Origin of the sequence: Methylobacterium trifolii (assembly GCF_022179685.1) — a bacterium.
Classification (GTDB): Bacteria; Pseudomonadota; Alphaproteobacteria; order Rhizobiales; family Beijerinckiaceae; genus Methylobacterium; species Methylobacterium trifolii.
Genome location: NZ_BPRB01000400.1, coordinates 1 through 3,374, shown reverse-complemented (window position 1 = coordinate 3,374; position 3,374 = coordinate 1). Strand labels below are relative to the sequence as shown.

Genomic DNA, 3,374 nt, shown 5'->3' with positions numbered 1-3,374 from the left:
CACGGGTGGATCATATTGCAGTGCAACGCAAGACGAATGCCCGAGCTCGGTGGACGGACGGCCGACGCCCCGTCGCCGATCTCAGCCTTCCGGCGCGCGGCCGCGTCTCACGATAGCCCGCGGAACACCCCGAGGCCAATCAGCCCGACGAGGATCAGGTAGACGGCGACGATGTAGTTGAGCAGCCGCGGCACGATCAGGATCAGCACGCCGGCCAGGATCGCGATGATCGGCTGGAGATTCGAGATGGTGATGGTCATCGGGGCCTCCCGGGGGAACAAGCTCGGCCGTGGGGAACGGCGGCCGCGGCGGCCGGTTCCCGCTCACGCCTCATCGGCCCCGCGCGCTTCCCGCGCCGGGGGCATGGCTTTGCGCGGGAACAGGAGACGCGGGACGCCGCGGAACCCTGCAACGCGTTAGAATCACGGTCCCCCGGCGTCCCGCGGCCGTGGGGTTCGAGACGCGAACCCCGCCGGCCGTTTGTGCGTCGCGGTCTTTTCATCGACTTGGCACGATCCCGATCTCGGAGCGGGAGGAGTCCTGCCCTCTCCCGCCCGGCTCGCCCTGCGGCGACCCGGGCCCGTCCTTGGCGGATGACGGCATCCGCACCCGGCCTCGTAGTGGGGCGGGCATCGGTTTCTACTCAAGGGCCCTGCTCGCGGGATGAACCCGCCGCTCAGGAACCCCAGCATCGGCACAGCGCCCGAGGCGACGGTTGACCGACCGTCGACGCAGGGACCGCCCCGCTGCCAAAGACCCTGCCGCGGCGGTCACCGGGCGAGGCCCCTGTCCAAAAGCACCGGCACGATACGCGGCCCCGGTGCCCGGCAGCGAATTCGGCCATAGGCGCACAAAACAAGAACAATGTCAAGATCTCTCGCAATTCTTAGGTCTAAAATCGCATCCGTGGGATCGTTACAGGCGGCTCGGCCCTGGGTAGTGCCTGGGGGTTGTTCGACCCCTTGAGTCCCAACAGATCCCTCATCCTGAGGTGCTGCGAAGCAGCCTCGAAGGAGGACTTCAGATATCGCCGAGAATTCTGGAGTGCTTCTTCGAGGCTTCCGCTACGCGGAAGCACCTCAGGATAAGGGAGATTGTTGGGATTGACCATTTTGTCCGCCGATTTTCTCGGATAAATTTTCTCCCGGAGATCGACGGACTCGTCAGAACTTAACATTCATCGATGGTCATTGGTTCGGTCGGCAGTCGTACCTCATACTCCGCGAGGAAGGCGGCGAGGGGCTTGGTCAAAACCGGGTATCGCCAATGGTCCGCCCATTTCGGGGCCTGACCGTGCCTGGCCTTCATCCAATCGAAGAGCGGATCGTGCGGCACGAGGAACCACGAGCGCGGTGCACCCGGCGAATAGGGCGCGGACGGAAACAGCATGAGCAGGTTTCGGCCGCCGTAGCGCCGCCACTCGACCATGGGGCCGCCCTTGAGCTGGACGCCGTACAATGCGCCGGTCGGACGGCGGACGACCAGATCCTCGCCTTCGATATCGGCTTCAGGCCGATAGACACGGTAGCCGCAGCGGATGAGGAGCGCGGTCGCCTCGGCACGGTTGGCAGCCTCCGTTGCGGATTGCTTGAACCGGGCGAAGGACCGTTCGGGGTCGTCCGTCACGCGGCCTTGCTCCCTCGCCCCGTCAGCCACGACGCCGCGAGCACCACGCAGGTGACGAGGGCCACCAGCAGCGTCGAGGCGGCGTTGATCTCCGGGTTCACCCCGAGGCGGACCTGGCTGTAGAGGCGCATCGGCAGGGTGGTGGCCCCCGGCCCCGAGACGAAGCTCGCGATCACGAGGTCGTCGAGCGACAGGGTGAAGGCCAGCAGGAACCCGGCCGCAAGCGCCGGCGCCAGCAGCGGCAGGGTGATGGTGATAAAGACCCGGGCCGGGCCGGCCCCGAGGTCGGCGGCCGCCTCCTCCAGGGCGCGGTCGAGGCCGCGCAGGCGCGCGGCCACCACGACGGCCACGAACCCGGTGCAGAAGGTGGCGTGGGCTACCACGATGGCGGACAGGCCCCGCTCCAGGCCGGTGCCGACGAAGAGCAGCAGCAGCGACAGGCCGGTGATGACCTCGGGCATCACCATCGGCGCGTGGACGAGGCCGGAGAACAGCCCCCTGCCCCGGAAGCGGCCGTGGCGTTCCAGCGCCAGCGCCGCCAGGGTGCCGAGGAGCGTTGCGACGAGCGCTGCCGCGGCCGCGACGCGCAGGCTCACCCAGGCCGCAGCGATCAGAGGGCCGTCGGCCAGGAGCACGCCGTACCAGCGGGTGGAGAACCCGCCCCAGACTGTGACCAGGGCGGAGGCGTTGAAGGAATAGGCCACCAGCACCAGGATCGGCGCGTAGAGGAAGGCGAGCCCCAGCGCGAGGGCGGTGCGCTTGACCCCGCTCACCGCTCCACCTCGGCCCCTTGCTCCGCCCCCTGCTCCGCCCGCAGGCCCGCATCGCGGAACAGAACCACGGGGCCGAGCACGAGGACGAGCATCAGCACGGCCACCGCCGACGCGAGCGGCCAGTCGCGGTTGGAGAAGAACTCGGTCCAGAGCACCCGGCCGAGCATCAGGGTCTCGGAGCCGCCGAGCAGGTCCGGGACGATGAACTCGCCGACCATCGGGACGAAGCAGAGCAGGCTGCCCGCCACGATCCCGGGCAGGCTCAGCGGCAGCGTCACGCTCCGAAAGACGCGGGCCGGGCCGGCGCCGAGGTCGGCCGCCGCCTCCCGCAGGGTCGGGTCGAGGCGGGCCATCACCGCGTAGAGCGGCAGGACCATGAAGGGCAGGTAGGCGTAGACGAGGCCGACCAGCACCGCGGCGTTGGTGTTGAGGATCTCCAGGGGCCGGGCGATCAGCCCCAGCCGCAGCAGCCCGGCATTGAACAGGCCCTCAGGCTTGAGGATCACGATCCAGGCGTAGACCCGGATCAGAAAACTCGTCCAGAACGGCACCACGACGAGCGCCACCAGCAGCGGCTGCCAGCGGGCCGGCGCGCGGGCCAGCGCATAGGCGAAGGGCGTGCCCAGAAGCGCCAGGATCGCGGTGGCCAGCGCGGCAAAGCCCAGCGAACTCAGGGCCGCGTCCCGGTAGAGGGCGTCGGTGGCCAGCGTCTCGAAGTTCTGGAAGTGCAGCGCCTCGAGGAAGCTCGACCAGCCCTCCAGCCCCCCCTGCCAGTCGAGCACCGGCAGGTAGGGCGGCATCGCGGTGGCCGGCTCCGACAGGCTGATCTTCAGGGTGATGGCGAAGGGGACGAGGAAGAACAGCCCCAGCCACAGGAACGGCGGCAGGCGGACGAGGAAGGCCAGTCGTTGCTGGGTTCTGGGGCCGGCGCTCATGCCTGCACCTGCCTCTCCCCTCTGCGGGAGAGGGTGGCCC

The 3,374-nt window shown here is 68.9% G+C and carries 4 protein-coding genes; all 4 read right to left on the bottom strand.

Annotation, left to right across the window (positions count from 1 at the left end; genetic code table 11):
* Positions 1 to 107: 107 nt before the first annotated feature.
* Positions 108 to 260, bottom strand: coding sequence for a DUF3096 domain-containing protein (locus COGEMETH_RS25180; RefSeq protein WP_238185397.1), 153 nt, complete (start codon positions 258 to 260; stop codon positions 108 to 110).
* 910 nt (positions 261 to 1,170) lie between these two features.
* Positions 1,171 to 1,626 carry a hypothetical protein gene (locus COGEMETH_RS25175; protein ID WP_238185396.1) on the bottom strand — a complete coding sequence of 152 codons (456 nt, stop codon included), beginning with the start codon at positions 1,624 to 1,626 and terminating at the stop codon, positions 1,171 to 1,173.
* Positions 1,623 to 2,399 (bottom strand): ABC transporter permease subunit, encoded by a 777-nt coding sequence (locus COGEMETH_RS25170; protein ID WP_238185395.1) that lies wholly within the window; start codon positions 2,397 to 2,399, stop codon positions 1,623 to 1,625. The genes COGEMETH_RS25175 and COGEMETH_RS25170 overlap by 4 nt, the downstream gene beginning before the upstream one ends.
* Positions 2,396 to 3,374: ABC transporter permease (locus tag COGEMETH_RS25165; protein WP_373875432.1), on the bottom strand; the 979-nt coding region annotated here is incomplete at its 5' end. The genes COGEMETH_RS25170 and COGEMETH_RS25165, both read right to left, overlap by 4 nt.